19 protein-coding genes and 1 tRNA gene are annotated in these 25,442 nt (G+C 69.3%); 12 read left to right on the top strand and 8 right to left on the bottom strand.

Features of this window, described 5'->3' with window-relative positions:
• The first annotated feature begins 146 nt into the window (after nt 1-146).
• A complete protein-coding gene (locus tag ON29_RS02425; protein WP_040864454.1) occupies nt 147-2,516 on the top strand; it encodes a penicillin-binding protein in 2,370 nt (789 codons plus the stop codon).
• A 53-nt stretch (nt 2,517-2,569) separates the two neighbouring features.
• On the opposite strand, the gene ON29_RS02420 is transcribed toward ON29_RS02425, so the two are convergent.
• Complete coding sequence (locus ON29_RS02420; RefSeq protein ID WP_040864453.1) at nt 2,570-3,034, bottom strand: GatB/YqeY domain-containing protein; 465 nt, start codon at nt 3,032-3,034, stop codon at nt 2,570-2,572.
• Between the two features lie 133 nt (nt 3,035-3,167).
• Between ON29_RS02420 and ON29_RS02415 the strand changes: the two genes are divergently transcribed.
• The 4 genes from ON29_RS02415 (at nt 3,168) to ON29_RS02400 (ending at nt 7,143) form a co-directional block, all read left to right on the top strand.
• Complete coding sequence (locus tag ON29_RS02415; protein WP_040864452.1) at nt 3,168-4,130, top strand: metallophosphoesterase; 963 nt, start codon at nt 3,168-3,170, stop codon at nt 4,128-4,130.
• A 653-nt stretch (nt 4,131-4,783) separates the two neighbouring features.
• Complete coding sequence (locus ON29_RS02410) at nt 4,784-5,797, top strand: DUF8017 domain-containing protein (protein WP_040864451.1); 1,014 nt, start codon at nt 4,784-4,786, stop codon at nt 5,795-5,797.
• 60 nt (nt 5,798-5,857) lie between these two features.
• Nucleotides 5,858-5,931: transfer RNA gene (locus tag ON29_RS02405), tRNA-Pro, on the top strand.
• A 489-nt stretch (nt 5,932-6,420) separates the two neighbouring features.
• A complete protein-coding gene (locus tag ON29_RS02400; RefSeq protein ID WP_051174801.1) occupies nt 6,421-7,143 on the top strand; it encodes an SDR family NAD(P)-dependent oxidoreductase in 723 nt (240 codons plus the stop codon).
• Nucleotides 7,144-7,185: 42 nt separating this feature from the next.
• Here the strand turns inward: ON29_RS02400 and ON29_RS02395 are convergent, their stop codons facing one another.
• Nucleotides 7,186-7,644 carry a hypothetical protein gene (locus ON29_RS02395; protein WP_040864450.1) on the bottom strand — a complete coding sequence of 153 codons (459 nt, stop codon included), beginning with the start codon at nt 7,642-7,644 and terminating at the stop codon, nt 7,186-7,188.
• A gap of 193 nt (nt 7,645-7,837) precedes the next feature.
• Here ON29_RS02395 and ON29_RS02390 point away from each other — a divergent pair, with 193 nt between their 5' ends.
• From ON29_RS02390 to ON29_RS02375, 4 genes are all read left to right on the top strand, one after another.
• Nucleotides 7,838-8,545, top strand: a complete 708-nt coding sequence (locus ON29_RS02390; RefSeq protein WP_051174800.1) for a GntR family transcriptional regulator — start codon at nt 7,838-7,840, stop codon at nt 8,543-8,545.
• 72 nt (nt 8,546-8,617) lie between these two features.
• Nucleotides 8,618-12,166, top strand: a complete 3,549-nt coding sequence (gene uca / locus ON29_RS02385) for an urea carboxylase (RefSeq protein WP_051174809.1) — start codon at nt 8,618-8,620, stop codon at nt 12,164-12,166.
• Entirely contained in the window at nt 12,167-13,894 is a 1,728-nt protein-coding gene (gene atzF / locus ON29_RS02380; protein ID WP_040864448.1) for an allophanate hydrolase, read from the top strand. It begins immediately after the preceding gene.
• A 161-nt stretch (nt 13,895-14,055) separates the two neighbouring features.
• Nucleotides 14,056-15,288: an FAD-dependent monooxygenase gene (locus ON29_RS02375; RefSeq protein ID WP_040864447.1), complete on the top strand. Its 1,233-nt coding sequence runs from the start codon at nt 14,056-14,058 to the stop codon at nt 15,286-15,288.
• A 66-nt stretch (nt 15,289-15,354) separates the two neighbouring features.
• Here ON29_RS02375 and ON29_RS02370 read toward each other — a convergent pair whose 3' ends face one another.
• Both ON29_RS02370 and ON29_RS02365 read right to left on the bottom strand, forming a co-directional pair.
• Nucleotides 15,355-15,945: a TetR/AcrR family transcriptional regulator gene (locus tag ON29_RS02370; protein WP_040864446.1), complete on the bottom strand. Its 591-nt coding sequence runs from the start codon at nt 15,943-15,945 to the stop codon at nt 15,355-15,357.
• Between the two features lie 147 nt (nt 15,946-16,092).
• Nucleotides 16,093-17,319, bottom strand: a complete 1,227-nt coding sequence (locus tag ON29_RS02365; protein WP_040864445.1) for a cytochrome P450 — start codon at nt 17,317-17,319, stop codon at nt 16,093-16,095.
• 416 nt (nt 17,320-17,735) lie between these two features.
• Here ON29_RS02365 and ON29_RS35550 point away from each other — a divergent pair, with 416 nt between their 5' ends.
• Nucleotides 17,736-17,873: a hypothetical protein gene (locus ON29_RS35550; RefSeq protein ID WP_157172633.1), complete on the top strand. Its 138-nt coding sequence runs from the start codon at nt 17,736-17,738 to the stop codon at nt 17,871-17,873.
• Between the two features lie 127 nt (nt 17,874-18,000).
• Here ON29_RS35550 and bla read toward each other — a convergent pair whose 3' ends face one another.
• The 3 genes from bla to ON29_RS02350 all read right to left on the bottom strand — a co-directional run bounded on the left by bla (nt 18,001) and on the right by ON29_RS02350 (nt 20,981).
• Nucleotides 18,001-18,915, bottom strand: coding sequence for a class A beta-lactamase (gene bla, locus ON29_RS02360; protein ID WP_040864444.1), 915 nt, complete (start codon nt 18,913-18,915; stop codon nt 18,001-18,003).
• Nucleotides 18,916-19,019: 104 nt separating this feature from the next.
• On the bottom strand, nt 19,020-20,492 hold the full coding sequence (locus ON29_RS02355) for a catalase (RefSeq protein WP_040864443.1): 1,473 nt from the start codon (nt 20,490-20,492) through the stop codon (nt 19,020-19,022).
• A gap of 63 nt (nt 20,493-20,555) precedes the next feature.
• Entirely contained in the window at nt 20,556-20,981 is a 426-nt protein-coding gene (locus ON29_RS02350; RefSeq protein WP_040864442.1) for a Fur family transcriptional regulator, read from the bottom strand.
• Between the two features lie 557 nt (nt 20,982-21,538).
• Here ON29_RS02350 and ON29_RS02345 point away from each other — a divergent pair.
• The gene (locus ON29_RS02345) at nt 21,539-22,780 is read left to right on the top strand and encodes an APC family permease (protein WP_040864487.1); all 1,242 of its coding nucleotides are present in this window, start codon (nt 21,539-21,541) and stop codon (nt 22,778-22,780) included.
• Between the two features lie 305 nt (nt 22,781-23,085).
• Nucleotides 23,086-24,435 (top strand): serine hydrolase domain-containing protein, encoded by a 1,350-nt coding sequence (locus ON29_RS02340; RefSeq protein ID WP_040864441.1) that lies wholly within the window; start codon nt 23,086-23,088, stop codon nt 24,433-24,435.
• Between the two features lie 12 nt (nt 24,436-24,447).
• Here ON29_RS02340 and ON29_RS02335 read toward each other — a convergent pair whose 3' ends face one another.
• Nucleotides 24,448-25,371, bottom strand: a complete 924-nt coding sequence (locus ON29_RS02335; protein WP_040864440.1) for an aminotransferase class IV — start codon at nt 25,369-25,371, stop codon at nt 24,448-24,450.
• Nucleotides 25,372-25,442: the final 71 nt, after the last annotated feature.

The raw sequence follows: 25,442 nt of genomic DNA, 5'->3' as shown, positions 1-25,442 counted from the left end.
ACGGGCAGGCAGATTGCGTACGCGCCCTCATGCGACACGCCGCCCCCGATCGCGCGACACGCCCATTCCGGTTCGCGAACAACCAGTTACGGCCTCCGGACAAATGCCGCCAAGAAGGCTCGGATGGCAACCCGTAGTCTTGTTTCGTGCCGATCACACATACGCTCGCGCGGCTGGCCGGCAGTTGCGTGCTGGCCTCCGTGCTCGTCGCCGGGTTGTTGTTCCCGCTCGCCGGCGGCTTCGGGTTCGTCTCCAACCGTGCCGCCGACGCCGTCGACAACGTCTCCTCGGAGCTGGTCGAGGGCACGGCGCCCGCGGTCTCGACCATGGTCGACGCGGCGGGCAATCCGATCGCCTGGCTGTACGAGCAGCGCAGATTCGAGGTCCCCAGCGACCGGATCTCCAACGACATGAAACTCGCGATCGTGTCCATCGAGGACCGTCGCTTCGCCGACCACGAGGGCGTCGACTGGCAGGGCACGCTGCGCGCGTTCCTCACCAACAGCGCCAGCGGCGAGGTCCAGCAGGGCGCCTCGACGCTGGATCAGCAGTACGTGAAGAACTTCCAGCTACTGGTGGTGGCCAAGACGGACGCCGAGCGCCGCGCCGCCATCGAGACCACTCCGGCCCGCAAGATCCGGGAGATCCGGATGGCGCTCACGCTGGACCGGGAGCTGACCAAGGACGAGATCCTCACCAGGTACCTCAACCTGGTCCCGTTCGGTAACTCGTCCTACGGCATCCAGGACGCCGCGAAGACCTACTTCGGCGTCGACGCGGCCGATCTGAACGTCTCACAGGCCGCGATGCTGGCCGGCATGGTGCAGAGCTCGTCCAAGCTGAACCCCTACACCAACCCGGACGGCGTGCTGGCCAGGCGCAACACGGTGCTGGACACGATGATCCAGAACATTCCCAGCCGCGCCGAGGAGTTCCGCGAGGCGAAGACCAAGCCGCTGGGCGTGCTGCCGGAGCCCAAGGGCCTGCCGCGCGGCTGCATCGCGGCCAACGACCGCGGCTTCTTCTGCGACTACGCGCTGCAGTACCTGGCCAACGCCGGCATCAGCCGCGAACAGATCGAGAAGGGTGGCTACCTGATCAGGACCACGCTCGATCCCGCCGTGCAGGACTCGGTGAAACGAGCGGTGACCGACGCGGCGAACCCGAACCTGGACAACATCGCGGAGGTCATGTCCGTGGTCGCGCCGGGGCAGGACACGCATCCGGTGCTCGCGATGGCCAGCAGCCGCACCTACGGCCTGAACCGGGACGCCAGCGAGACCGTGCAGCCGCAGCCGTACTCCATGGTCGGCGACGGCGCGGGCTCCATCTTCAAGATCTTCACCACCGCCGCGGCCATGGAGAAGGGCCTCGGCATTGATGCCCAGCTCGAGGTGCCGGGGCGGTTCGAGGCCAAGGGCATGGGTAACGGTGGCGCCCGCGGGTGCCCGGCCGCCACCTACTGCGTGGAGAACGCGGGCCGGTACAAGTCGCCCATGTCGGTGACCGAGGCGCTGGCCACCTCGCCGAACACCGCGTTCGTGAAGTTGATCCAGGCCGTCGGGGTCACCCCCACCGTCGACATGGCGGTCCGGCTCGGCATGCGCTCGTTCACCGAAGCGGGCACCTCGGGCCACGGCAACCAGAGCCTGGCGGACATGATCAAGGACCAGAACCTCGGCTCGTTCACCCTCGGCCCGGTCGCGATCAACCCGCTGGAGCTGTCCAACGTGGCCGCGACGCTGGGTTCCGGCGGCCGGTGGTGCCCGCCGAACCCGATCAAGGAGGTCATCGACCGCGAGGGCAAGCAGGTGCCGCTGACCCAGCAGGCCTGCGAGCAGGTGGTCGAGCCCGGCCTGGCCAATACGCTGGCCAACGCGATGAGCAAAGACGACACTTCGGGCACGGCGGCGGCCGCAGCCCAGTCGGTGGGCTGGAATTTCCCGATGTCGGGCAAGACCGGTACGACCGAGAGTCACCGCTCCTCGGCCTTCCTCGGCTTCACGAACGCGCTGGCCGCCGCGGTCTACGCGTACGGCGACAGCCCCACCCCCGGCGAGATCTGCTCGTTCCCGCTGCGCAACTGCGGTGACGGCAACCTGTTCGGCGGTAACGAGCCCGCTCGCACCTGGTTCAACGCGATCAAACCGGTGATACCGCTGTTCCCGCCGCCCGCCCTGCCCCCGCTGGACGACAAGTACGTGCGCGGCGCGAACAACGCGCAGGTGCCCGATGTCGTCGGCAAGACCCAGGGCGAGGCCACCGCGGCGCTGGTGGCCGCGGGCTTCCAGGTGTCGCCGGTGACCGGGGCGGGCGATCGCCCCAAGGGCACCGTGATGGGCACCGCGCCGAACGGATCGGCGATCCCCGGCTCGGTGATCACGCTGTACATCAGCGACGGCACCGTCCGGGCCGCGCCGCCGCCCGGGCCGCCCGCCCCGCCGCCGGGCATCCCGGGACTGCCGCTACCGCCGCAGCTGCCACCGATCCCGATTCCGATCCCGATCCCGCGCTGACAGAAAAGGGGCCGCGAACCACACGGTTCGCGGCCCCTTTTCTCGTCGCGGTCCTACAGCCGCGCCTTCACTGCGGCCGAAATGCGCGAGCCGTCGGCCTTGCCCGCGGCGAGCCCGGTGGCGATCTTCATGACCTGCCCCATCTGGCGCATGCCGGGACGCTCGCCGATCTCCTCGGCGACTTGTGCGATGGCGGTGTCGGCGAGGTCGGCGACTTCGGCGTCGGTCAACTGGGTCGGCAGATACTCGTCGATGATGCGCGCCTCGGCGTGCTCGTTCGCCGCCAACTCGCCGCGCCCGGCCTGCGTGTATACCTCGGCGGATTCGCTGCGCTTCTTCGACTCCTTCTGCAGCACGGAGACGACCTCGGCGTCGGTGAGCTCACGCGCCTGGGTGCCGGCGACCTCGGCGGTCTGGATCGCCGACAGCAACATCCGCAACGTGGAAAGGCGCAGCGTGTCCTTGGCTTTCATCGCGGCGGTGAGATCCGCTCGCAGCTGCGATTTGAGTTCCGACATGCCGCTCACGGTAGCGGCTCCGGGGCGGTGGTCCCACTACATTTGCCGCGCGGCCCGATTTCCCGCCGAGAAAAGGGGCGCTTGTGCGGAAACACACTCGGCGCTCCTGAGCGAGGTCACCTATGCTGGGCAAATGCCCGTGATCTCGACCTCTGCTGTACGTACGACCGCGCTGGGAGCCGCCGGGGCCGCGGTGGCCGGAATCGGCTACGCCTCGCTGGTCGAACGCAACGCCTTCGTCCTACGGGAGGCGACCATGCCTGTGCTGGCGCCGGGGTCGTCGTCGCTGCGGGTGCTCCACCTCAGTGACCTGCACATGACGCCCGGGCAGAAGCTCAAGCAGCAGTGGCTGCGGGAACTGGACCGGCTGGAGCCGGACCTGGTGATCAACACCGGCGACAACCTCTCGCACCAGAAGTCGGTGCCCGCGGTGGTCCAGGCCCTCGGCGGATTGCTCTCCCGCCCGGGGCTTTTCGTTTTCGGCAGCAACGACTATTTCGCGCCGGTGGCGAAGAACCCGCTGAAGTACTTCAAGAAGGACCACCGCCGCACCTACGGCGCTCCGCTGCCGTGGAAAGACCTGCGCGCGGCCTTCACCGAGCGCGGCTGGCTCGACCTGACGCACGTGCGCCGCGACCTCGAGGTGGCCGGTATCCGCATCGCCACCGCCGGCGTCGACGATCCGCACCTGCAGCGCGACCGGTACGACACCGTCGCAGGCGCCCCGAACCCGCTGGCCGATCTGCGGCTCGGCCTCACCCACTCCCCCGAGCCCCGCGTGCTGGACCGCTTCGCCGAGGACGGGTACGACCTGGTGCTGGCGGGGCACACCCATGGCGGCCAGTTGTGCCTGCCCGGCTACGGCGCGCTGGTCACCAACTGCGGAATCGACCGGTCCCGGGTGAAGGGTTCCTCGAAGTGGGGCGAGCACACCCGGTTGCACGTCTCCGCGGGTGTCGGCACCTCCCCGTGGGCGCCGTACCGTTTCTGCTGCCGTCCGGAGGCGACCATGTTGACGCTGGTCGCCGCGCCGCCGAAGCGACCGGGAGCCGACACGGGCCACGGAGTGTCGGCATCGGAGGCCGTCGCCCGCTAAGGTCCCCTGCCGAGACGTGTGGCAGGTAGGGGACAACTGTGAGTGGATTCGACGATCGGCGCGACGACCCGACGATCATGGGACGGCCCGCCGGGCCGCCGGATCCTCGGCAACAGTCCTTCCCCGCACCGCATTCCGCGTTTCCTCCGGCGGGAGACGCCGGCGCCCGGCCACCGGACGCAGGAGCCGGTGGCCCCCAAGAGTGGTCCCCCTGGCAGCCGGGCGGGTACGACGAACCGGCACGCCCCCCTGTCACGCCTTGGCAGCGCGGCGCACCGGGGCAGCCGACCTCGAACGGGCCTGCCCCGATGTCTCCGTGGCAACCGGGAGCCGCGACAGGTGACGGCGGCGAGCCGGTATATCCGGGGCAGGCCGACCCAGCCACGCAGTGGCAGCCGAACCCAGAGCCCGCCCCGACACTCCAGTGGCAACCCGGCGGGCAGAGCGACCCACCGACATCTCGGCTGTCGGACAGCGACTCGGGCTCGCAGCCGCCCACACCGGCCGAGCCGACCGTGCTCGCCGAGTGGGTCAGCCGACGGCCAGGAACCCCGGGACGCGACGATCCCACCAGGTCGGCCCCATCCCCGGGGCAGACACCCTCCGACCAGTGGCCCCCGCAGGATCTCGTCCACGGGCGCAACGATCCGACGATGCTCGGACAGCCGCTCGGCGCACTCGACCAGCCCGCCCCCTTCGGCAACTGGACGCCGGGCCCCGGTGGCCAGGCGCCGCCCCAGCTCGGCTATCCGGGCGCCGATCGGTTCGGTCGGCCGGTCCAGGCTTCGCAGTGGCAACCCGCAGGTGGCCCGGTGCAGTACGGCACCCCGCCGGATGGCCGGTATCAGCCCGGCTACGGCCCGCAAGGCGGATTCGGAGGACCACCACCGAACCCTCCGAACGGGAGCGGCCGAGGAAAGCTCGTGCTGTCCGCTGGCCTGGCGGTGCTGCTGGTGGCCGGTCTCGTGGCCGGGGTGGTAGCCCTGAGCACGATGAAGACGGACGATGATTCCGCTCGGGACACCGCTCCATCGATGGTGAACGCCCTCACCACCACGACGGTGGACGCCCCCACTCGGACCACGACCAAAGCGGCACCCACGACGACCGCGCGGGGCTCCGGTGACAAAACACCGGTGATCCCCGGATATCAGGTCGTCAGAGCGCCCGACAGCGGCGCAGCCTACGACGTGCCCGGCGACTGGACGATCGCGCCGCAAGGCACCATCGGCGGCTTCGGCGAGCCCCCGAACGCCGTCGCGGGTAAAGGCCTGGCCAGCGAGGGCAAGGGCTACTGCCCCGGATCGACCCGGACCGTCGCTTTCCTCACCGGCTCGGGGACCTCCGACCCGGGAAAGGCGGCCACCGAACTCGGCGTCAAGACCGCCACACTCGCCTATAAGGCGACGCCCGGCGGCACACCCGCTCTGCCCATGCCGCTGGCTTCGCTGGACGGCTCCCAGCACGGCATGTTCGTGGAGACCAAGGGCACCGTCACCGACGCCAAGCCCGGCTGCGCGAAGGCGTACTCCGTGTACACCGCGGCGTTCCCCAACGACAACGGGAACTTCGTCATGGTGATCGCCGCCGACACCGGCGTACCGCACGCCCTCGACGCCGATACCGCCAAGCGCATCTTCGCCAGCATCCGCCCCCTCGCAGGCTGACTGACCTGCCGGTTTAACGTCTCGGGCCGCCCTGTTGTAAGCTACTCCAGGTCCACTTCACGGGGTGTGGCGCAGCTTGGTAGCGCGCTTCGTTCGGGACGAAGAGGTCGCAGGTTCAAATCCTGTCACCCCGACTCGTGGTTGAGACGACAGGAAGGCCCCTGACCGGTTCACGGTCGGGGGCCTTCCTCGTTATCGAGGACAGTGGCGGCGCCGATACCCGAGGGCAGCGAAAAGCAGGGTCGACCGCCACCCGCGACCGAATGGGGTTCGCTGTGACGGCCCTCCTACCTGCGCCGACGCCGCGTCGATCCGACGTCCGCAATGGCCGACGACCCGTTCACCGCCGCATAGCTACCCGCGCTGGCCCGAATTCGTCTGTGCACCAGCAGCTTTCGTGAGGTTGGCCGATCCGGATGCGTAGGCTCGGCACCATGCATGCCTGCGCGCGAGGGGACTTGGGCATCGGTTTCGCCCTGCCCGTCCCACGGGCATTGCGGCCGCTCGCCATTGCCGACGAACCCGACACGATGACGGTCGGCGGTCCGTCGTAGGTTGGACCGCTGGTATGCGGGAATATCATCGCTGAAGCCTTATTTCCGCAATCGACGAAAGGTCGGCAGATGAGCAAGCCCGTCGATAGCGTGCCCGCGGACAAACCGCTGTCCGGGAAGACCGCCCTGGTTACGGCGGCCTACACCGGAATCGGCCGGTCGATCGCGAAAACGCTTGCCGCGCAGGGTGCACAGGTCGTGGTGCACCATCCGCACTTTCCGGAGCCCGCCGCGGACGTGGTGAAGGAGATCACCGAGGCAGGCGGCTCGGCGCTGGCACTGGCGGCGGACATCGCCGATCGCGGTGAGTACGAGGAGCTGGTGCAGGCGCTGCTCGACGAATGCGGCGGCTGGCACCTGCTGGTCAACACCGCGGCGGTACCGGAGTCCGAGCCGTTCCCGAAGCTCAGCTCGGAGGCGTTCGACAGCGCTTTCGCGGCGACGGTGAAGGGCGTATTCCACGGCCTGCAGCTGGCCTTGCAGCATTTGGCCGACGAGGGCCGGATCATCACCGTCTGCGATCCCGCCGACCCGGGCAGCGCGGTGCACGACGCGACGCGCGGCGCGGTCGAGCAACTCGGCCAGGCCGTGGCCCCGGACTTCGTGCCGCGGCGGATCACCGTCAACACGGTCAGCTACGGCGTCGGCACGACCGACAACGCGGAACTCGAGACCACCCTCGCCGCGCTCGAGCCGGCCGAGCCGGGCGCGGTGGTCGCCTATCTGGCCGGTGACGCGGCGAGCACGGTGAACGCGCAGGTGATCCGGCTCAACGGCACCGGCGGCCGGTAGCCCGGCGGCGCGCCCGCCGACCGTGGGCGCGCCGCCGCACGATCACGCGACGACCGTACCGCCATAGGACGTGAAGCCCCGGCCCAGCGCCTGGCAGGTGAAGCTGCCGTGGAAGCCGACCTGGCACGACGCGCCCGCGTGCTCGATGGTCGGACCCCATTGCCCCGAACCGGTCTTCACGTCGTAGATGCTGGGATTGCCGCCCGCCAGGGTGTACGCCGCGGCCGGGTCGAACGTGGGATGCGCGGGCAGCCAAGGCTGGTCGATCGCGATCTCGTTCACCGTCACCGGCACCGGGATGTAGGTGTCGCCGACGTAGTAGCTCAAACGCATGGGCGAGGCGAAATCACATCCGAGCGCGCCGTCCGCGAAAATCGCGCAGTTCATGCTGCCCACCGAGAAGTAGACCGTGCCCGGGTCCGCTTGGGCGTTACCGGCCGCGAGGATCGGCGCCACCGCCACGGCGGCGAGTGCTCCGGCGAGCTTCGTGCTGCGCTTCATATCGTCTCCTTGTTGCTTCGCTGATGGACAACCCACCCGGTGATTCTGCTGAGTCTGTCGATCCGAGACGAGATTCCGTTTCGCCGACCCGTCGTCCGGGCACCGCGCCACGAGCGACGCGGTGAGCAGACGCTAACGCGGCGATAACTTACGGACATCCCATCGACATGCGAGGTCAATAGCGTATACAGCCATGTCGACACGGATAGCGACCCTGGCGGACGCGGCGGGCAAATCCCTACGCGACGTGGTGTACGCGGCACTGCGCAGCGAGCTCATGAACGGGGACATCAAGTTCGGCGAACGTCTGACCGAGCCGAAACTCTCCGCGCGATTCGGCATTTCGCGCACACCGATCCGCGAAGCGCTGACCGTCCTGTGCTCGGACGGACTGCTGCAACGCGAGGAATACGGCTTCAGTCCGGTCCGCCCGAGCATCCCGCTGATCCGGGACCTGTACGAGTTGCGAATCACCCTGGAACTGGGCGGCCTTCAGCGCGCGATGACCAATCCCGCGGTCACGCACGACCGGGAGCTGCTGGAATCCGAGCGCGCCGCATGGCTGGAGCTGCGCGCCGACCCGCCGGAACAGGAGCCCGGTTTCGTGGTGCGCGACGAGGAATTCCACGTCACGCTGCTCACCGCGGCGGGCAACACCGAGATGGTGCGGGCGCTCAAAGCGGTGAATTCCCGCATCCGCCACGTGCGCATGTACGACTTCATGGTCAACAACCGGATCGAGACCACCATCGCCGAGCACCTGGGCATCCTCGACGCCGTGCTGGCGGACGATCTCCCGCTCGCGTACCGGCTGTTGCACACGCATATCGGTGAATCGCTGGACGTGGTGCTCGAACGGGTCACCCGCGCGATCGCGGCGATGTCGCTGGCCACGGAATAGCGAGGAGCGGTAGTGGGACTGGAATTCGATGCGGTGCTCGTCGCGAACCGCGGCGAGATCGCGTGCCGCATCATGCGTACCGCCCGGGCACTCGGGCTGAAGACGGTCGCGGTGTACTCCGACGCGGATGTCGGCGCGGCGCACGTCGAGATGGCCGACGTCGCCGTGCGTCTGGGTCCTGGCCCGGCCGCGGAGTCGTACTTGCGCGCCGACCTGGTGGTCGATGCGGCGCTCGCGACCGGGGCCGGGGCCATTCATCCCGGCTACGGATTCCTCTCGGAGAACGCGGAGTTCGCCACCGTCGTGGAGGAGGCGGGCATCGCGTTCGTCGGCCCGACTGCCGAGCAGCTGCGCGTCTTCGGCGACAAGCACACCGCCCGTACGGCGGCGCGTGCGGTCGGCGTACCGCTCATTCCGGGCAGTGACCTGCTCGAAGCGGCCGATCACGCGGTGGCGGAGGCGGAGCGGATCGGCTTTCCCGTGATGCTCAAGGCGGTCGGCGGCGGTGGCGGCATCGGCATGCAGGCTTGTTTCGGCCCGGACGAGGTGCGCGCGGCCTACGAGCGCGTGCAGCGCATCGCGGCGGCGAATTTCGGTTCGGCGGGCGTCTTCCTGGAACGTTTCGTCGCACGGGCCAGGCACGTCGAAGTGCAGTTGTTCGGTGACGGCCACGGCCGCGTCGTCAGCCTCGGCACCAGGGACTGCTCGCTGCAACGCCGCAACCAGAAGGTGATCGAGGAGGCGCCCGCGCCGGGACTCACCGCGCAACTGTCGGAGCGCCTGCTCGCCGCGTCCCGGGAACTCGCCCGCTCGGTCGGGTACCGCTCGGCCGGGACGGTGGAATTCGTCTACGACGCCGACAGCGGGGCCGCGTCGTTCCTGGAGATGAACACTCGCTTGCAGGTGGAACATCCGGTCACCGAGGCGGTCACCGGCGTCGATCTGGTGGAGTGGATGCTGCGCCTGGCCGGCGGGGACACCTCGATGGTGGACGAACTGCCCGAGAGCGGTCCTGCGATCACCGGTCACGCGGTGGAGGCCCGCGTCTACGCGGAAGATCCCGGCCACGATTACCGCCCCAGCGCGGGCCTGATCACGGCCGCGCGCTTCCCGGCTGACGTGCGGGTCGACACGTGGGTCGACACCGGTTCGGAGGTCAGCCCGTATTACGACCCGTTGCTGGCGAAGGTGATCAGCGCGGGCGAGAGCCGAGCGGACGCCTTCGCCGCACTGCGCACCGCGCTCGCCGCCACGCGGATCTACGGCGTGCAGACGAACCTGCCGCAACTGCGCCAGGCCACGGCCGAGGGCCGGGTCCTGCGCACCGAGCACACCACCACCACGCTGGCCGAGATCCGCCCGGCCGGCCGACGCATCGACGTACTGCGCGGCGGGACCATGACCACGGTGCAGGACCACCCCGGTCGGATCGGCCTGTGGAACGTCGGCATTCCGCCGTCCGGCCCGATGGACGACCTCTCCTTCACCCTCGCCAACACCGCGGTCGGCAACCCGGCCGGGGCCCCCGCGCTCGAATGCACCCTGGAGGGCCCGCGATTGCGCTTCTCCGATGCCACCGTCGTGTGCGTGACCGGTGCGCCTGCTCCGGTGACGGTGGACGGCCGCTCGGTGTCCATGTGGGAGCCCGTCACGGTGGCCGCGGGCGCGGTACTGGACATCGGCGCACCCACCGACACCGGCCTGCGCACCTATCTGGCGGTGCGCGGCGGCATCGACGCGCCGCTCTATCACGGCAGCGCGGCCACCTTCACCCTCGGCGGATTCGGCGGGGTGACCGGTAGCGCCGTAACCACCGGCGACGTGCTCGGCATCGCCCCGGCCGACGCGAGCGCACTCGGCTCACCCGCCACGGTGCCGCCGGATGAGCGGCCCCGTTTCACCCACGAGTGGCAGCTCGCGGTAGGCATCGGCCCGCAGACCTCCGCGTACTTCACCGACGACGACATGATCCAGTTCTGCACGCACCCGTGGCGGGTCGGCAGCCACGCCAATCGCACCGGCATCCGCTTGGAGGGCCCGAAACCGGCCTGGTCGCGCACCGACGGCGGCGAGGCCGGGCTGCACCCGTCCAACCTGCACGACAACCCCTACAGCGTGGGCGCGCTGAACGTCTCCGGTGACACGCCCATCCTGCTCGGGCCCGACGGCCCGAGCCTCGGCGGATTCGCCTGTCCGCTGACGGTGGTGTCCGCGCATCGCTGGCGGATGGGCCAGTTGCGTCCCGGCGACTCGGTGCGGTTCGTGCCGGTCGACGACGACAAGGCGGCGGCGTTGCGTTCGTCCGATGGCGGTCACGTGCCGGAGCTGGTCACCGATGCTGCCGCGGCCCTGCGTGATCGCGGTGTTCTCGGCGGACTCGAGGCGTCGCTGGACCGTCCGCGGGTGCGGTACCTGCGCGGCGGGGACGACAACGTCCTGGTCGAATACGGCAAGATGGTGCTCGATCTCGGGCTGCGCATGCGGGTGCACGCGCTGGCCGAAAGCCTCGCGGGCGTCCGGCTGCCCGGCATTCTCGACGTGACGCCCGGCGTCCGGTCCCTGCACATCCACTTCGACCCCGCGGTGCTGCCGCTGTATCGGTTGCTCGGCACGTTGACCGACCTCGAACTCGAGCTGCCCGCCACGACCGACCTGGTGGTGCCGAGCCGCACCATCCGGTTACCGCTGTCGTTCGACGACCCGTCCATCGCCGAAGCCATCGACCGTTACCGCAGCGGTGTGCGCGACACCGCGCCATGGCTGCCGTCGAACATCGAGTTCATCCGCCGTATCAACGGGCTCGCCTGCGTGGACGATGTGCGCACCACCGTCTTCGACGCCGAGTATCTGGTGCTCGGACTCGGGGACGTATACCTCGGTGCGCCGCTGGCGGTTCCGCTGGATCCGCGGCACCGCCTGGTCACCACCAAATACAACCCGGCGCGCACCTGGACCCCGTCGGATGCCGTCGGCATCGGCGGTAAGTACCTGTGCGTCTACGGAATGGCCTCCCCGGGCGGCTATCAACTGATCGGGCGCACCGTGCCGATCTGGTCCAGCTACCGGCAGTCCGCGCCGTTCGAACCGGGCACGCCCTGGCTGTTCCGGTTCTTCGATCGCATCGTCTGGGAGCCGGTCGGCGCGCAACAGTTGCTCGAGTACCGGCGCGCGGCCGAGGCGGGCAGGTTCGACGCCGAGGTGAGCGAGGGCAGTTTCGCGCTCGCCGACCACCTGCGCCTGTTGCGGACCGAGGCCGACGCCATCGCCGAGTTCGAGGCCGGACAGGCCGCCGCGTTCGAGGCGGAGAAGGACGCGTGGCGGGCGGCGGGCGAATTCGAGCGCAGCACGGTCGCGCCCGTCGCCGCCCCGATCGACAACCCGCTCGCCGGGCTACCCGCCGACGCGACGGTGGTGTCGGCGCCGATGATCGGCAATGTCTGGCGGGTGGAAGTCGAACCGGGTCAGCAGGTCGCGGCCGGTGCGCCGGTGGCCGTCCTGGAGGCGATGAAACTCGAACTACCCGTGCACAGCCCGAGTGCGGGCACCGTGCTGAAGGTACTGACCACACCCGGCGCCAAGGTGGAGCCGGGCACGCCACTAGTAGTGATCGGAGTCGACTGAATGCCCGCAGGCGTCCTAGGCAATACGGCGGCCGACCCCGTCGAACGCGTCGCGGCCGCTTATCGGCGGATCGCCGAGGTCGATCGGCCGGAGGTGTGGATCACCCTGCGACCGGAATCCGAGGTCGCCGCCGAAGCGGCCACCCTCGCGCGGCGGCTCGCCGCCGGAGAATCCTTGCCGCTGGCCGGAGTTCTGGTGGCGGTGAAGGACAACATCGATGTGGCGGGCCTGCCGACCACCGCGGCCTGCCCGGAGTTCGCCTACCTGCCGGAGGTGACCGCGGCGGCGATCGAGCGATTGCTCGCGGCCGGGGCGCTGGTGCTGGGAAAGACGAACCTGGATCAGTTCGCCACCGGGCTGGTCGGGACGCGCAGCCCGTACGGCGCGGTGCGCAACGCCCACTATCCGGAGCTGGTGGCGGGCGGGTCCAGTTCCGGTTCCGCCGCCGCGGTGGCACTCGGCATCGCGGACATCGGCATCGGCACCGACACCGCCGGGTCCGGCCGCGTGCCCGCGGCACTGCACGGGATCGTCGGCATCAAGCCCACCTTGGGAATGATCCCGGCGCATGGGACCGTGCCCGCCTGCGCCGATTACGACGCCGTCACGGTCTTCGCCGCCGACCTCGACTCGGCGGTCGCCGCGGCCGCGGTGATGGCGGGCCCCGAGCCGCGCGACCCGCGCAGCCGGACCTGGCCCGCCGACGTCCGGCTGGCCGCCCCGCTCGCGCCGCGCATCGCCGTGCCGCGCCCGGAGGACCTGACCGCGCTCGGCGAGCCGTATCGGGAAGCGTTCGCCCGCACCGTCGCCGGTGTCGCCGATATCGGCGCGAAGACCGAGGAAATCGACATCTCCGTCCTGATCGACGCCGCGCTATTGCTCTACGACGGTGCGCTCGTCGCCGAACGTTATGCCGCGGTGGGCGCGTTCCTGGACACCGCTCCCGCGGGCGCCGACCCCACGGTCACCGCGATCATCGGCGCGGCGCGGGAGAAGACCGGCACGGCGTTCGCCGCCGATCTCGAGCGGCTGGCCCGCGCGAAGGCGGCGGCCGCCGGACTGCTGCACGGCTTCGACGCACTGCTGCTGCCGACGACCACCGAACACCCCAGCATCGCAGCGGTGCGAGCCGATCCGATCGGAATCAACCGGCGGATGGGCACATACACCAATTTCTGCAATCTGCTGGACATGGCCGCCGTCGCCGTCCCCGGCGCGTCCACCGCCGACGGCGCGCCGTTCGGAGTCATGCTGGTCACCCCCGCCTTCGCCGATCAGGTGGCCGTCGACCTCGCCGCCCGCCTGCTCGGTTCGGAAAGCTCGCCGCTGCTGGTCGATCGCGGTGTCGACCTCGCCGTCTTCGGAGCACACCTGCGCGGACAGCCGCTGCACTTCCAGCTCGAGCAACTCGGCGCGCGCTTTCTCGGCGAGATCCGGACCACCGACGCCTACCGGCTGACCGCTCTCGACACCACGCCGCCCAAGCCGGGACTGGTGCGGCACGGACCGGGCCGCGGCGCCCCGATCGAAGGAGAACTGTTCCGCGTCTCCACCGCCGGATTGGGCGCGTTCCTCGCCGAGCTTCCCGCTCCCATGGCCCTGACCAGCATCGAACTCGCCGACGGCCGCGAGGTGGTCGGTTTCACCTGCACCTACGATGCCGCGAGCGCCGCGACCGACATCACCCATCTCGCGAGCTGGCGCACCTACCTCCAGCGTCGTTCCTAGGTCGCGCTTTTCACCGATGGCCCATGGCCGCGAGTGCTCCTCGCCGCCATGGGCCATTGCCCTGTCCACCTGGTTAGACATTTGTGCTAGACAGTTGTGCCAGTCTGTGTTAGACATATGTCTAAGACATTTGGTCAATCCAGTGGGAGTCGAGGAAAGTCATGAGCGCCAAATCCGTAAGCAGCCAGCTCCGCGTGCTCGTCGCCGGTGGCGGCATCGGCGGCAATGCCGTCGCGCTGCAACTGCTCCGGTCCGGCATCCGGGCCACCGTCGTGGAGCGTGCCGCGGCGCCGCGGCCCGGCGGGCAGGCCGTCGACCTGCGCGGGCCCAGTCGCGAGGTGGCCGAGCGGATGGGCTTGATGCCGGGCATCCGCGACTACCAGCTCGACGAGCGGGGCATGAAGTACGTCGACGACGCGGGCCGCGAGATCCTCCGCATGCCCGCCGAACTCTTCGACGGCAAGGGCGCGGTCGCCGAAATCGAGATCACCCGAGGGGATCTCAACCAGGTACTGCTCGACTTGCTCGCCGCGGAGGGCGGCGTCGACTACCGGTACGGCGAGTGGATCACCGAGATCCGGCAGGACGACGCGGGCGTCGACGTCACGTTCGCCTCCGGTGCGGCCGAACGGTTCGACATCGTGATCGGCGCGGACGGGCTGCACTCGGCCACCCGCCGGATGGTCTTCGGCCCCGAGGAAAAGTTCGCGACGTACCTGGGCGGATACATGTCGTTCTTCACGTTGGCGCGCCCGCAAGACCTCGAGCCGCACTGGTTCACGATGCACTCGCTGGTGGGCGCCACCGGGCTGGGCATGCGTCCCGACGCCGACCCGGCCACCTGCAAGGCGCTCGTGGTGATCCGCGCGGCAGCCGATCCCGCGCTGCGGCGGGATGTCGCCGCACAGCAGCAGTTCATCCGCGACCGCCTGGCCGGCGGCGGCTGGGAATCGGCTCGCATCGCGGCGGCCGTGTCCGAGGCGCCGGACTTCTACTTCGACGAGCTGGCCCGGATCGACATGCCGAGCTGGGTCGAGGGCCGAGTGGTCCTGCTCGGCGACGCGGGCTACTGCGGTTCACCGCTCACCGGCCAGGGAACCGCGATGGCGCTGGTCGGCGCGTACGTCCTCGCCGGTGAGCTGGCCGCGCACGCCGCCAACCCCGGCTGGGGCCTGGCCCGCTACCAGGAAGTGCTGCGCCCCTTCGTGAAGACGGCCCAGCAGTTGCAGCCGGGCGGCCTGAACGCCATGACGCCCAAGTCTCGCTTCGGCATTCGCGCGGGGCACGCCCTCAGCAAGCTGATGATGTCGAAGGCAATGCGCCCGGTGATGATGCGGATGTTGAGCAAGACCGAGAGCTACGATCTGCCCGACTACTCGGCCGCGACGGTCTGAGCCCAGGCGCGGCGGGGTCGCGCTTCGACCGGAGTCCCGCGCGGCTCCGGTCGACGACGTGCCGGATCAGGCGATGACCGTCCGGTCGTCGAGCAGGAACGGCAGCACGAAGTCGCGCAGCATCGCCCGTTCCTCGTCTTCACCCGCACCGGGCAGCGTCAGCAACGACACCATCGCACGCACCACCCACCGCCCGACGCGCTCGGCGGCGACGGCGGGCAGCCCGGGGCGGAATCCGGCGACGAAGTCCGTGGCCAGCGCGTCCACCACGCCCGCCGAATTCGCCAGCTGGGCAACGATGCCCGCGTTGGACGGTTCGAACCAGACCGCCAGGTGCGGCGTTTTCCGTACCTCGGCGAGCAGCGCGGTCAACGTGTCGAGCAACTGCTCCCCCGGCTCCGCGCTCGCGGGCACCGCGCGGTCGCGCCAGACTCGCTCGATCAACTGCCGCGCCTCCCGCCCCGCGAAGGCCACGTACAGCGCCTGCCGATTCTCGAAGTAGCGATACAGCGTCGCCCTGGAACAGCCTGCGGCCTCGGCGACTTCGGCCATGCCGACCCCGCTGACGCCCTTGTCGATGAACAGCGCGCGCACCGCGTCGAGAATGCGCTCACCGGCCAGCTCGGTGCGGCCGTCGGCCAGCCAATCGCCACTCATGCCGTGTCCTCTCCTACTTCACCGCACCGCGGCGCCACTCCGACAGCGATGGGAACCGCCGCACCGAGTTCTCCGGCCCGCCGACGCCGGGTTCACCGGCTGCGGCGCGGGCGGACGTGCGCGGTCCGGGTCGCGCCACCTCGCCGCTCAGCCCCTGCACCGGAACGGCACAGTAGTCGGCCTGCGAACGTACGGACCGCTCGCGTACTCGACCGCGTCGATGTCGACCACGTACTCGGGGAACCGATCGAGCAGCTCCTCGAGCGCGACCCTGGCCTGCATCCGCGCCGCCGCCGCACCGAGACAGTGGTGCGGCCCGTGCCCGAAGGTGAGGATGCGCTGCGGGTTCCGGTCGATGTCCAGTTCGGCGGCGTCCGCGCCGAACGCCCGCTCGTCGCGGTTGGCGGACCCGAACACCAGCAGCACTTTCCGCCCCGCTCGTACCGTTTTCCCGGCCAGTTCGACATCGCGCGTCGCGGTTCGCGCCAACCCTTGCACCGGCGAGGTGAGCCGGGCGAACTCCTCGATCGCGACGCGAATCCGGTCCGGCTCCGCGGCGAGCGCGGCGCGCTGGTCCGGGTGCTGTTGCAGTAGTTGCACGGCGCCGCCGAGCAGGCCCGTGGTGGTGTCGTTGCCGCCCGCGACCATGGTCCAGGCATAGGCGAGGATTTGGATCAGCCCGCGCACGTCCGCGTCGTCGGCCGCCATTCCCGCCTGGACCAGCAGTGACACCGTGTCGTCACCGGGATCGGAGCGCCTGCGTTCGATCAGCCCGGCGAAGTAGCCCATCATCTCCGCCGACGCCGCCTGCGCCTTGGTGTTCGTCCGGTCGATGCTGCCAGCGACGACGGCGTCGGTCCACCCGTCGAACCTCGCCCGGTCCTGTTCGGGCACCCCGAGGTAATACGCCACCACCATGCTCGGCAGCGGCTTGAACAGCTGCTCGACGATGTCACCGCCGCCCTGTGCCCCGAGGTGGTCGAGCCGGTCGCGCACGAACCGGCGGACCACCGGCTCGACTTCCTCGACCTGACGCGGGGTGAACCCGCGAGCGACCAGTTTGCGGAAGTCGGTGTGCTGCGGCGGGTCCTGCATCACCAGCGGGGGGTTTTCGGTCAGGCCGAGTTCATCGAGTTCGCCGTATTCCACCGTCAGCCCGTCGCGAGAGGAATACGTTTCGCTGTCGCGTGCCGCCGCGTACACGTGTTCGTGCCGGGTGAGCACCCAGTAGTCGTTCTCCGGGCGCGCCGCCGGTACGACGTGCTGCACCGGATCGTGCTCACGCAGCGCCCCGTACATCTCCCAAGGCGATGCCCAAGTGGGGCCGGAACGGAGTTCGAACACCGGAGCCGACCGATACGCAACGTTCACCATGTATCGACTGTAAGACAGAAACACACACATGTCTAGAACAGGTTCCAGAAGGCGGGCCGATCACCCTCGCGACCAGCCCAGCCACACCTTCCCGCTACGGACCCGGTGCCGCACTCATCGGTTACCTTCGGCAGCGGCAACCACCGTGTCGTTGCCGGTCAGCTCCAGGAAGAGCCGGTGCGAGCATCCGCTCCGCATCCGCGTCCACCGGGTCGGCCACCCCTCGTAGACCGGCCCGGCGGACACCACCCCCGAGGTCCGGCCTGTCACCCCTCGAGACAGGTCGTTCCCCGGTTCGCACCTTCGGTGCTGGGCTTGTTCCTCCCGCGAGACAAACAATGCAGGCCGGCGCTTGGCACGCACTTAAGAACACCTTGCAAGATCGAAACCGCAGGTGAATACACCTTTACCAAGCGGTGCCCGGCAAGCTCCTACCGCGCGGAGCCGGATCGCGGGATGATGGTCACGAGTGCGCCGAACGATTGGGAGCGACGATGGAAACCGTGGTGGTCTGGATTCTGGCCAGCCTGCTGTACTGGTGGGGCCTGCTGTAGGTGTACGAACCTGGCCGCCCGAACCCGGCCAGGTCCCCCCTGCAGTCCCCGCGAAGTCCGGCGCACCGCGGCGACGGAAGCGCGCAGTCGGCGATGCCGATCGGTTCGATGGGGCGGGCGCCGCGGGTCACCGTAGACGTTCTACAGCTACCTTCGCCACTTCCGCCAGCAAGTCGTTGTTCGCCTCGGCGTCCGCGTCGGACTTGCGGCTCAGGATCGCGATCACGATCGGTGCCCGGCCACCCTCCGGCCAGACGATCGCGACGTCGTTGGCCGAGCCGTAGGAGCCGGTGCCCGTCTTGTCGCCGGTGACCCAGTTCGCGGGCAACCCCGCGCGGATGCGTTCGCCGCCGGTGGTGTTCGCCTTCAGCCAGGCGACCAGCTGATCGCGTTCGGGTGCGCCGAGCGCGTCGCCCAGCGCCGAAGCGCGGTAGTCCGCCGCCAGCGCGGCGGGCGTGGTGGTGTCCCGCTCGTCACCGGGGATCGCGGTGTTGAGTTCCGTTTCCCAGCGGTCGAGCCTGCTCGCCGGATCGCCGAGCGTGCGAAGGAACGCCGTGAGCCCCTCCGGTCCGCCGATCTCGCGCAGCAGCAGGTTGCCCGCGGTGTTGTCGCTCCGGGTGATCGCGGCCTCGGCCACTCGCGCCATGGTCATCCCCTCGGCCACTCCCGCACTGGTCACCGGCGAGTGCTCGACCAGATCCGCTTCGTGGAACCGGATCACTCGATCGAAATATCCCGTGTCGAGCGGATGCGAACGCAGCAGCGCGGCCGCCGCGAGCGCCTTGAAGGTGGACAGGAACGGGAAACGCTCGTCGGCGCGGTGGGTCACCGTCCTGCCGGTGCCGGTGTCCACCGCGAACAGCCCGATCTGCGCGTCGTAGCGAGCCTCCAGGTCCGCCACGCTCGTGTTCGCGGCGGCACTTACTTGGACGCTGGATGTGGTCGAACCCGGCTGCGCCGCATCCGTTCCCGTACCGCAACCGGCCAGCAGAGCCAATGCGGCGGCGAGCGCCACCCGGTGGTCGCGTGTCAGCCGAGACATGCCATCACTCTGGCACCCGGGCACCTACCGGGCAAACAGGATCGGCCGGACACGCCGAAGGCAGGCGAGCGCCGATGACACACACCTGCCTTCGATGCGGGCGCTCAGCCCTGCGAGCTGCCGTCGAGCCCGGCGCGCACGCCCTCCTCGACCCGCTTGCCGAGGTCGGCGTCCACGTTCTTCCAGTACTCGAAAACCCTGCCGAGCACCGGTTCCCGCACACCGCCGAGCACGTGGCCGACGATGTTGCGCACCAGCCGCTCGCGTTGCGCGTCGTCGAGCACCTCGCGGACCAGGGTGCCCGCCTGGGTGAAGTCACCGTCCTCGGCGTGCCGGAGGTAGCCTGCCCGCACGATGGCCGGGTCGAAGTCCCAGAGGCCGCCGTCGGGCGCCCGCTCCGGGGCGGCGTGCGGTCCACCGAACGAATTCGGCGCGTACACCGGCACATTCGGCTCGTTGTAGTGGTACCGCATGGCGCCCTCCTTGGAGTAGGAGTTCACCTCCGCCGCCCTGGCCTGGTTCGGCGGCAACTGCGCGTAGTTCGTGCCGATGCGGTAGCGGTGCGCGTCCGCGTAGGCGAAGACGCGGCCGAGCAGCATCTTGTCCGGCGAGAAACCGATGCCGGGAACCACATTCGACGGCTCGAACGCGGCCTGCTCGATATCGACGAAGTAGTTGCGCGGGTTGCGGTTCAGCGTCCACTTGCCGACCTCGAGCAAGGGGTAGTCCTTGTGCGACCACACCTTGGTCAGGTCGAACGGGTTGAACCGGTAGCCTTCCGCCTCCGCGACCGGCATGACCTGCACGTACACCGTCCAGCTCGGGAAGTCGCCGCGCTCGATCGCCTCCCACAGGTCCTTGCGGTGGTAATCGGCGTCCTCGCCCGCGATCCGGTCGGCGTCGGCCTGGGTCAGGTATTCGATGCCCTGGTCGGTCTTGAAGTGGTACTTGACCCAGAAGCGCTCGCCCGCGGCATTGATCCACTGATAGGTGTGCGATCCGTAGCCGTTCATGTGCCGGTAGGTCTTCGGGATGCCGCGATCGCCCATCAGCCAGGTCACCTGGTGCGCGCTCTCCGGACGCAGGGTCCAGAAATCCCACTGCATGTGGTGATCGCGAAGACCGTTGCCGGGCAGGCGCTTTTGCGACCGGATGAAGTCGGGGAACTTGATCGGGTCCTTGATGAAGAAGACGGGCGTGTTGTTGCCGACGAGGTCGTAGTTGCCGTCCTCGGTGTAGAACTTCACCGCGAATCCGCGCGGGTCACGCCAGGTGTCCGGGCTGCCCTGCTCACCGGCCACGGTGGAGAATCGCGCCAGCGACTCCGTGCGCGCGCCGGGCTGGAACAGTTTCGCCTTGGTATACCTGCTGACGTCGTTGGTCACGACCAGTTCGCCGTAAGCGCCCGCCCCTTTGGCGTGCACGATGCGTTCCGGCACCCGTTCCCGGTTGAACTGGGCCAGCTTCTCGATGAGGTAGTGGTCGTGCAGCAGAATCGGGCCTTGCGCGCCCGCGGTGAGCGATTCGTCGTCGCTCTCTACCGGGATACCGGTGTTCGTGGTGGTCGGCTTGGTCATCGGACTCCTCGGCTGGTGAACATCGTCCCGGGAGTGCTACCCGGGGTGGCAAGGTGCGGACCGCTACTCGGAACGGCAGGTCGGGCACAGTCCCCAGAAGACGACCTCGGCTTCATCGACCACGAATCCGTGAGCGTCCGAAGGGTCCAGACATGGGGCTTCGCCCACGGCGCAGTCGACATCCGCGACCGCACCGCAGCTTCGGCACACCAGATGGTGGTGGTTGTCACCGATCCGGGTCTCGTATCGCGCGGACGAGCCCGCGGGCTCGATCCGCCGCAGGATCCCGGCGCGCACGCAAGCGTGCAGGACGTCGTAGACAGCCTGCGTGGACACCGAGCCCAGCGCGTCCCGGACGGTGGCGGCCACCGTGTCGGCATCCGAATGCGGCCGCGCGGCAACCGCGTCCAGCACCGCGATCCGCGGGGCGGTGACCCGCAAACCCGCTGCTCGCAGCCACTCGCGTGGATCGGCGCCGTTGGTGTGCATGCTTCGATTCTGGCTCTTTTCTGGAATAAGTCAAGAAAATAATCTGGAATCATTCAAGAAATGTTTCGGGCCCGAAGACCCCGTCTACCGCCTCGACTCGCCGAGCACACCCCATCGAAGTGGCGGGCGTCACAGATCTGCCCCGGAATAGCTTGCGGGAGCCGCTGGTTGAACCCCCTGTCGGCGTCCGGACAGCCCCGGGCCGCACCCTTTGTCGCTTCGAGCGACCACCCGCCGAGAGGCGCTTGTGGGACGTCGACACCCACCGCCGGCGTCCGGACAGCCCCGGGCCGCACCCTTTGTCGCTACGAGCGACCACCCGCCGAGAGGCGCTTGTGGGGCGTCGACGGTTGTGACACCGATATGGTGTCCGAGCTCGCAACGCCGCCGGATTCCTCGCGAATCCGGCGGCGTTGTCATTTCCGACCACATCGGTCGAGTGGCACCTGAGCGTGAGGGCTTCTCGCGTTTCGCCGCAGCCATGTGCCCTCGACGGAGTTCTTCGCCGAGTCGTACTCGCTCTGCGGCGGCAGGGGCGATGCGAAAGGATGCACTCCATGGCGTCGCAGAACGGGACCTTGCACCGCAGGCTCGGGCTCACCGATTCGGTGGTCATCGGGTTGGGGGCGATGGTGGGGGCGGGGATATTCGCGGCGCTGGCGCCCGCGGCGGCTTCGGCAGGGAATTGGTTGCCGGTGGCGCTCGCGGTGGCGGCGGTGCTGGCGTACTGCAATGCGATGTCGTCGGCACGGCTGGCGGCGCGGTATCCCGTGTCCGGTGGAACGTATGTCTACGGGCGGGAGCGGCTCGGGCCGTTCTGGGGATATCTCGCGGGGTGGGGATTCGTCGCGGGCAAGTCCGCCTCGTGTGCGGCGATGGCGCTGACCGTCGGTAGCTACGCCTGGCCCGAGCAGGCGCACGCCGTAGCGGTGGGGACGGTGGTGGCGATCACCGCCGTCAACTACACCGGGGTGCAGAAGTCGGCGTTCGTGACCCGGGTGCTCGTCGCGGTGGTGCTCGCGGTGCTGGCCGTCGTCATCGTGATCGGGCTGGCGGGAACGCACTCGGGGGCAACGGCCTTGCCCGACCGGATCGGCCCGCGCGAGGTGCTCACGGCGGCGGGGTTGCTGTTCTTCGCGTTCGCGGGGTACGCCCGCATCGCCACGCTCGGCGAGGAGGTACGCGAACCGCGACGTACCATTCCCCGTGCCGTCATGATCGCGCTCGGACTCGCTCTCGTGGTCTACGCGCTGGTGGCGGTCGCGGCGCTGAGCGTGCTCGGCTCCGCCGGACTGGCCCAGGCCACCGATCCACTGGCGCGAGTGGTCGCTGCGGCAGGCGTCCCGGCGGCCGCTCCGGTGGTGCGGATCGGCGCGGTACTCGCGGCGACCGGATCGCTGCTCGCGTTGATCCTCGGCGTGTCACGCACGGTGCTCGCCATGGCGCGGGACCGTTATCTGCCGGGCGCGCTCGCCGCCGTGCATCCGCGGTTCGGGGTGCCGCACCGCGCGGAACTGGTGGTCGGCGCGACGGTCGCCGTGGTGGCCGCGCTGTTCGATCTGCGCGCGGCCATCGGATTCTCCTCGTTCACCGTGCTCTTCTACTACTCGATCGCCAACATCTCCGCCGCCACCCTGACCACCGAGGAGAACCGCCCGCCCCGGTGGGTCCCCGTGGTCGGCGCGGTGGGCTGCGTCGTCGTCGGGTTCTCCCTGCCCCTCGGCTCCGTGCTCGCCGGGCTCGGCGCGCTGGCACTCGGCAGCGCGTTATATGGCCTGGCCAGGCACTCCCGCCGATGACGCCCGCCGCTCGCGGCAGGGCCCCAGGCCCGGCACCAAAGTCATCCACGCATCGACCTACGGCATCGGGGTGACACTTCCCCGCTCTCCTCGATGCCTGCGCCCGGCGCCCGCCGATTCCGACTGCCGCGCGGTCCCCGATCGCTCGGCACGCTCGCCCGTTCGCGCGGCGGGTCTGCGATAAGGGTGTCCGCCGATCGAGTTTCAACGACGAGGCGCCCGAGTCCGGCCCCCGCGGAGATCAGACGTCCAGTTCCCCGCCTGTTGCCGGTGTGATCAGGCGAAAGGGCGCTAGCCTCTTGCGTATGGGGCGTTTCGGTGGATTCCTGGCGGGAATCGCGGCAGTTTCGCTGGTGGCGGGCAATGTGTTCGCCGCAGGCGCGGTGGCCGCGCCCGGCGAGCAGGTGCGATGCGCGGTCAGCTCGGGACGCGATCTGGAGCGGGCGGCGCCGGAACAGGTCGGTCTGGATTCCGTGAAACTTCGGGACGCACTGACCTTCGCGTCCGGCCGAAACCGGTTCAACGTGCAGGTGTTCCGGCACAACTGCCTCATCGGCGAGGGACCGACGAACGACCAGACCGGCGACGTGGCCTGGAACATCTGGAGTGCGACGAAGAGCGTCGTCTCCTTGCTCGCCGGAATCGCCTGGGACCAAGGGAAACTCGATCTCCGAGCACCGATCGACCGCTATCTGCCCGCCGGGCTCGGCGATGCGGCGCACCGGTCGATCACCGTCGAGAACCTGCTCACCGAGACCTCGGGCATGCGGGTCGGCGTGCTGACCGAGGGCGTCACCGGTGTGATCCCGGTCGACCCGGACAGCGCGGTGCAGGCGCTCGGCGTGCCGCTGGACAATCCGCCGGGCACCGTCTTCACCTACAGCCAGCGCAATGTCGACCTGCTGGCCTACGTGCTGGAGCTGGCCGTCGGCGAGCCTCTGCAACGGTTCGCGCAGCGCGAATTGTTCGATCCGCTCGGCATTCTCCGCAGCGATTACTACTGGGCGCGCGACCGCTCCGGGCACACCTACGGTTACGCGCACCTGATGATCCCGCCGAACGACTTCGCGAAACTCGGCCTGCTGGTCGGCAACGACGGGCGCTGGGGCGCGCAGCGGATCGTCTCCACCGACTACTTGGCCAAGGCACGCACGCCGTCACCCACGAACGCGTGCTACGGCTACCTGTTCTGGCTCGGCAGCGGTTGCGCCGAGATCGCCGACTTCCTGCCCGGCGACGTGTACGCGATGGCCGGGCTCGGGTTGCAGAACGTCTTCGTCATTCCGAGCCTCGATCTCACGGTGGTGTGGACCGGCGTCTTCGGCAACGTCAGCGGCCAGGGCGTGTCGGGCGTCGTACAGAACACCCAGGAACTGCCCTACGAGTTCTTCCGCAAGGTGTTCGACGCGTTCGACGAGCGGCCGGTGCCCGACCCGGGGCCGTATGTGGAGCCGCCGCTGCGGCTGGACCCCCGCCGCTTCGTCGACACGGACATCCTGGTCGCGGTGTTCGGGCTCGGTCCCGCCGCCTATCCGGGCTGCAATGTCTTCGCTTGCCTGAATCACCCGCTGGACCCGCCGTTCACGGACACCCCGCCGGGGTGCGCCATCCTGGTCTGTCTCGGACCCGACCCGCGCACCCCGGGCATCCGCTGACGGCGCGGTGGATTACCGGGCCGCGGACAAATCCGTGACCCAGCCGTGCACGCTGTCGGTACGCAGTGCCGCGTGGTGGCGTTTGCGCAGCCCCTGGGAGATCGGGCCGGGCGCGCCGTTCGCCACGACGCGGCCGTCCACCTCGACGACCGGCGCCGCGCCCGCCGACGTTCCGGTCACGAAAACCTCGTCGGCGATGTACAACTCGGTGAGATCGACGGTGCGTTCGACCACCGGAATGCCGTCCTCGGCCGCCAAGGTGAGTACGGTCCTGCGGTTGATGCCGTCGAGGATGTCGCAGGAGACATCGGGGGTGATCAGTGTGCCGTTGCGGACCAGGAAGATATTGGCCGCGCTGAGTTCGCAGACGTGCCCGTTGCCATCGAGGAAGACGCAGTCGTCGTAGCCGCTGTCGATCGCGTCCTGCTTGGCCAGCACGGAATTCACATACGCCCCGTTGACTTTCGCGCGGGACGGAATCGCGTTGTCCGGAATGCGCCGCCACGGACTCGACTTCAGGCGCATGCCGTCCTGCGGGACGATGGGCACCGCGTCGTAGACGAACATGCTGACCTGGATCGCGCAGCCCCGTACCCGGGTGCCCGGAATGGACTCGACCACGTGCACCGTCGCCCGGACGAAAACGTCCTCGCGCGGAGCGTTCACCGCGATCAGTTCGACGACGGTCGCACGGAACCGCTCGAAATCCCACTCCGCCGCGAACCGATCGATTCCGATGATCTTGCAGGACTCCTCGAGCCGGCGGAAATGGTCGTCCAGGCGGAATGCCGTACGCGCTGCTCCATCCACATGCACCGGGAAAACGGTGTAGACGCTGAGTCCGTACAACACCGCCGACGATGCGACGCCCACCGTGGCCGCATCGGCCGCCACGATCCGGTCGCCGAGATACACATGAGGATGAGGATTCGCCATCGGCGCAGGCTAACAGCCGCGCCGCGCGCCGAGCGAGGCCTTTTCGGCGGGCAGACCGAGGTCAGTCGTAC

It is taken from the genome of Nocardia exalbida NBRC 100660 (assembly GCF_000308575.1).
Lineage (GTDB): Bacteria > Actinomycetota > Actinomycetes > Mycobacteriales > Mycobacteriaceae > Nocardia > Nocardia exalbida.
Note: the sequence above shows the minus strand (reverse complement) of the source record. Positions and strands in the feature narration are given on the sequence as shown.